The sequence below is a fragment of the Pseudonocardia sp. KRD291 genome (assembly GCF_019263595.1).
Lineage (GTDB): Bacteria > Actinomycetota > Actinomycetes > Mycobacteriales > Pseudonocardiaceae > Pseudonocardia.
In genome coordinates, this window is sequence record NZ_JADQDD010000362.1 from 1 (window position 1) to 5,439 (window position 5,439).

A 5,439-nucleotide genomic window follows, 5' to 3' on the forward strand; every position below is an offset into this window, starting at 1 on the left:
GTGTTGACCCGGATGTCGTCGCTGTTCCTTCGCACCCTGCGCGAGGACCCGGCCGACGCGGAGGTGCCCAGCCACAAGCTGCTGGTCCGCGCCGGCTACGTCCGACGCGTGGCGCCGGGGGTGTACTCCTGGCTGCCGCTCGGGCTCAAGGTGCTCCGCCGCGTCGAGAACATCGTGCGCGAGGAGATGGACGCCATGGGCGGCCAGGAGATCGCGTTCCCCGCGCTGCTGCCCCGCGAGCCGTACCAGGCGACGAACCGGTGGACCGAGTACGGCCCGAACCTGTTCCGCCTCAAGGACCGCAAGGGCGCCGACTACCTGCTCGGGCCCACCCACGAGGAGCTGTTCACGCTCACTGTCAAGGGCGAGTACTCCTCGTACAAGGACTACCCCGCGGTGCTCTACCAGATCCAGAACAAGTACCGCGACGAGGAGCGTCCCCGCGCGGGCATCCTGCGCGGGCGCGAGTTCCTGATGAAGGACTCCTACTCGTTCGACCTGACCGACGAGGGACTGGCCGAGTCCTACCGCAAGCACCGCGACACCTACCAGCGGATCTTCACCCGGCTCGGGCTGCGCTACGTGATCGTCGCGGCGACGTCCGGGGCGATGGGCGGGTCGGCGTCGGAGGAGTTCCTGGCCGAGTCCGAGACCGGTGAGGACACGTTCGTCCGCGGTCCCGGTGGCTACGCGGCCAATGTCGAGGCCGTGACCACGCCTGCGCCCCCGGCCCGCCCGCTGGACGGGCTCCCGGCCGCGCAGGTGCACCACACGCCGGACACCCCGACCATCGAGTCGCTGGTGACGTTCCTCAACGGCGCCGGGCTCGGCCGCACCTTCACCGCGGCGGACACGCTCAAGAACGTGCTGCTCAAGACCCGGGCGCCCGGCGCGACGGAGTGGGACCTGCTCGGCGTCGGCGTGCCCGGCGACCGGGAGGTCGACATGAAGCGGCTCGAGGCGTCGCTGGAGCCGGCCGAGGTCGCGCTGCTCGAGGACTCCGACTTCGCGAAGAACCCGTTCCTGACCAAGGGCTACATCGGGCCCGGCGCGCTGGCCGCGAACGGTGTCCGGTACCTGGTCGACCCGCGGATCGTCACCGGCACCGCGTGGGTGACCGGCGCGGACAAGGCCGACCACCACGTCGTCGACCTCGTCGCGGGCCGCGACTTCACCCCGGACGGCACGATCGAGGCCGCCGAGGTCCGCGCCGGAGACCCGTCCCCGGACGGCACCGGCGTGCTCGAGGCCGCCCGCGGCATCGAGATCGGCCACATCTTCCAGCTCGGCCGCAAGTACGCCGACGCGTTCTCCCTGGACGCGCTCGGGCCGGACTCGAAGCCGGTGCGGATCACCATGGGCTCCTACGGGATCGGGGTCTCGCGCCTGGTCGCCGCGATCGCCGAGCAGAGCCACGACGACTCGGGGCTGCTCTGGCCGCGCAGCGTCGCGCCGTTCGACGTGCACGTCGTGGTCGCGGGCAAGAGCGAGGAGCTGCTCGCCGGCGGGGAGGCGATGGCCGCCGAGCTCGAGGCACAAGGCCTGTCGGTGATTCTCGACGACCGCAAGGCCTCGCCCGGCGTCAAGTTCGCCGACGCCGAGCTGATCGGCGTGCCGACGATCGTCGTGGTCGGGCGCGGCCTGGCCACCGGCGTCGTCGAGCTCAAGGACCGCGCCACCGGCGAACGCGTCGAGATCGCCCGCGACACCGCTGCCACCCACGTCGCCGGCATCGTCCGCAGCTGACCCCGGGTCACAGCCGACGCACAGGCGGCACCCAGCTGCAACATCGGGACGGACCGGACAGTGGTGACGAGGCCGGAGGAGACCGGCGCCCACCACACACCCGGGAGCAGCCAGTGAGCAGCGACGACCACGACGACCACGACGACTTCGGCGGCATCTCCCGCGACCTGCCCCGGCTGATCGGACGGCGGGCGCTGCTCGGCCTGTTCGCCGGGGCCGGCGCGGTCGCGCTGGCCGGGTGCGCCTCCGCGGCCACCGGGGGCGGTGCGCCGCCCGGAGGCTCGGGCACGCAGACCGCGGCCGGGGAGATCCCCGAGGAGACCGGCGGCCCGTACCCGGGCGACGGCTCCAACGGCCCCAACGTGCTCGACGACGCCGGGGTCGTGCGCCGCGACATCCGCTCGAGCTTCGGCACGTCGACCGCCACCGCCGCGGGCGTCCCTCTGACGATCACTCTCACGGTGACCGATGGCGGCACCCCGCTGGCCGGTGCCGCGGTCTACCTGTGGCACTGCGACCGCGACGGGAGGTACTCGCTCTACTCCGAGGGCATCGAGAGCGAGAACTACCTGCGCGGGGTCCAGGTCGCCGACGCCTCCGGAAGGCTGAGCTTCACCTCGATCTACCCGGCCTGCTACGACGGGCGCTGGCCGCACATCCACTTCGAGGTCTACTCCTCGCAGGCCGACGCCACGTCCTCCGGCAACGCCGTCCGCACGACGCAGCTGGCCCTGCCGCGCGACGTCTGCGAGACCGTCTACGCGACGCCGGGCTACGAGCGCAGCGTGTCGAACCTGGCGAAGGTGACGCTGGACTCGGACAACGTGTTCGGCGACGGCCACGACCTGCAGGTGGCCGCCGTCACCGGCGGCGTCGCGTCCGGCTACGCCGCCACCCTGGCCGTCCCGGTCTGAGCACCCGTCCCGGGCGGTTCCCGCCCAGCGCGGCACGCGTCAGGAGCCGGCGGCCCGCGCGGTGCCGGTGATCCCGAGCAGGGTGTCGCGGGTGAGCGGCTCCGGGGCGGGCGGCCCGCCGCGGGTGTCGCCGCCGACGACGAGCAGCGCGGCCCCGGTGGAGCCGTCGCCCGCGGTGACACGCGGCTCGGCGACGACCAGCACGGTCGCCTCGGTGGCGCGGCAACCGCCGAGGCCGTCGGTCCGCACGGTCGCCTCGACCTGTGACCCGCCGCCGTCGCGCGGCGCGGGCGGACCGACCGCGACCTGTGGCGCGGACCCGGCGTAGAGCGCCTCACCCGCGCCGCGGGCGAAGGCGCTCGCCGCCTGCTCCACGCCCACGCCCGGGGGCACCGCGACCTGCGCACCGGCCACCGTGGCGCGGGCGAACGACGCGTCCCGGCACGGGTAGCCGGGGGCCTGGGCGAGCGGGGTGAACGGGACGCCGTAGACGGTCACCGGCGCGGCGCCGGGCGGCGCCGCGCTCCAGCCGTCCGGGACGGTCACGGTGTAGCCGGCCGACGAGACCTCCGCGCCCGCCTCCGGATCGCCGACGGCCTGCCGGTACCCGGCGTAGCCGAGCCCGGCCAGCAGCACCACGACGACCAGCGCCGCGAGCAGGATGCGGCTCCCCCGCGACCGGCCGGGGCCGCGTCCCGGTGCGGGACTGCGCAGCGCGGGACGGCGCGGTTCGCCCGGCCGGGCGCCCCGCGCAGCGGCCGGACGGCCGATCGGGGACGGCTGGTTGCCCACAGTCACCCGGCGAGGGTAGCCGGGGGATCCGGCCAGGTCAGCGCCGCGGCCGGGAGAATGTCAGACGGTGTCTGCGAGTAACGACAGGCGCACCGAGCGCACCGGGTTGTCGACGTTCGTGTCCACCAGGCAGATCGACTGCCAGGTGCCCAGCGCCGGACGGCCGCCGATCACCGGGATCGACACCGACGGCGGCACGACGGCCGGCAGCACGTGGTCGCGACCGTGGCCGGGACTGCCGTGGCGGTGCTGCCACCGGTCGTCCGCGGGCAGCAGGTCGCGCAGCGCGGCGAGCAGGTCGGTGTCGCTGCCGGCGCCGGTCTCGATCACCGCGACGCCGGCCGTGGCGTGCGGGACGAACACGTTGAGCAGTCCCTCGGCCGGGCCGTCGCCGCCGAGGCCGTCCAGGAACTCCTCGACCGCGGCGGTCAGGTCGACGACCGTCTCCTGCGTCCCGGTCCGGATCTCGATCAGCTCGCTGTGCACACCGGCGACGATAGGGCAGTGGCTACGGTCGGGCACGTGCGCGCATTCGGTCAGGACTTCGCCGGTGGACCCGGATACCTCAACACCGCCAGCGTCGGCCTGCCGCCGGCGTTCGTCGCCGACGCGGTCGCGGTCGCGGTGCGGGACTGGGCCTCCGGTGCGGCGCGGCCGCCGGACTTCGACCCGGCGGTGGACGCCGCCCGGGCCGGGTTCGCCGCCCTGGTCGGGTCCGACCCGGCGCGGGTCGCGCTGGGGTCCACGGTGTCGGCGCTGGCCGGGCTGCTGGCGGCGAGCGTGCCGGACGGGGCGCGGGTGCTGGTGGCGCGCGGCGAGTTCTCCAGCGTGACCCGCCCGTTCGCCGTGCAGGGCCGCGGCGTCACGGTCACCGAGGTGCCGCTGGCCGAGCTCGGGGAGCACGCGGGCGCCTACGACGTCGTCGCGGTGTCGGTGGTGCAGTCCGCGGACGGGCGGATCGCCGACCTGGCGCCGCTGCGCGCGGCCCGGTCCGCGGGCACCCGGGTCGTGCTCGACGTGACCCAGGCCGCGGGCTGGCTGGCCCTCGACGTCGGCTGGGCGGACGCGGTGCTCGGCGCCTGCTACAAGTGGCTGCTCAGCCCGCGCGGGGCGTCCTGGATGGCGCTCGACCCGTCGTGGGTCCCGGTACCGCACTCGGCGGGCTGGTACGGCACCCGGGACCGCTGGGGCGACGGCCTCTACCGCCCCGACCCGGTGCCGGCCCCCGGCGCGCACGGGCTGGACGTCTCCCCGGACTGGCTGTCGCAGGCCGGAGCCGGGGTCGCGCTCCCGTGGCTGGCCGGGCTGGACCGCGACGCCGTGCAGGCGCACTGCACCGGGCTCGCCGACGACCTGTGCGCGCGCCTGGACCTGCCCCCGGCCGGATCCGCGATCGTCTCCGTGCCGTGGGACGGCGCGGCGCAGCGGCTGGGCGCGGCGGGCATGGCGGTGGCGTCCCGGGCCGGGGCGGCACGGCTGTCGTTCCACCTGGCGAACACCGGCGAGGACGTGGACCTGGCGGTGCGCGCCCTGACCGGCCCCGACCCGCGCTGAGGCGTCCGGCGCAGGAGCGGGACCCTCAGCCGCGTCCGGGGAAGACCGGGATCACCGGCGCGCGGTCGGTGACCGCCCGCCAGTACGCGATCCGGCCGGTGGAGTCGACCATCGCCTTGAGCCCGGCCGAGCGCAGCTGGCCGATCGTCGAGCGTTCCAGCACCGAACGCCAGGCCGCGGTCGTGTCGGTCTCCGCGGCCACCAGCAGGGCGCCGGCCGAGACGGCGTCGACGACCGGCTGCGGCGGGGTGTAGGCCGGTTGCGCCGACACCGGCCGCTTGCCCAGGTCCGACAGCGTCTGCGTGACCTGGGCGCGCAGTGTCTTGTGCGCCTCGATGTCCCCGCGGGCGCGGGTCGCCCAGTCCGGGGGGACGAACGCCAGCGCCAGCGAGTACGCCCACAGCGCGGCGTGCTCGCTGGCCAGCGAACGCTG

At 75.2% G+C, this 5,439-nt stretch carries 6 protein-coding genes; 3 read left to right on the forward strand and 3 right to left on the reverse strand.

Translation table 11 applies throughout. From position 1 onward, the window contains the following. Window positions 1–1,746: proline--tRNA ligase (locus tag I4I78_RS29640; RefSeq protein WP_226380674.1), on the forward strand; the 1,746-nt coding region annotated here is incomplete at its 5' end. A gap of 113 nt (window positions 1,747–1,859) precedes the next feature. Beyond that, a complete protein-coding gene (locus I4I78_RS29645) occupies window positions 1,860–2,660 on the forward strand; it encodes an intradiol ring-cleavage dioxygenase (RefSeq protein WP_218614810.1) in 801 nt (266 codons plus the stop codon). Window positions 2,661–2,699: 39 nt separating this feature from the next. Here I4I78_RS29645 and I4I78_RS29650 read toward each other — a convergent pair whose 3' ends face one another. After that, window positions 2,700–3,458, reverse strand: a complete 759-nt coding sequence (locus tag I4I78_RS29650) for a hypothetical protein (RefSeq protein ID WP_218614811.1) — start codon at window positions 3,456–3,458, stop codon at window positions 2,700–2,702. Window positions 3,459–3,512: 54 nt separating this feature from the next. After that, complete coding sequence (locus tag I4I78_RS29655; RefSeq protein ID WP_218614812.1) at window positions 3,513–3,938, reverse strand: YjbQ family protein; 426 nt, start codon at window positions 3,936–3,938, stop codon at window positions 3,513–3,515. A gap of 36 nt (window positions 3,939–3,974) precedes the next feature. On the opposite strand from I4I78_RS29655, the gene I4I78_RS29660 reads away from it, so the two are divergent. Continuing rightward, window positions 3,975–5,006, forward strand: a complete 1,032-nt coding sequence (locus I4I78_RS29660) for an aminotransferase (RefSeq protein ID WP_218614813.1) — start codon at window positions 3,975–3,977, stop codon at window positions 5,004–5,006. Window positions 5,007–5,031: 25 nt separating this feature from the next. On the opposite strand, the gene I4I78_RS29665 is transcribed toward I4I78_RS29660, so the two are convergent. Continuing rightward, a partial coding sequence (locus tag I4I78_RS29665) for a ferritin-like domain-containing protein (RefSeq protein WP_218614814.1) occupies window positions 5,032–5,439 on the reverse strand: 408 nt, incomplete at its 5' end.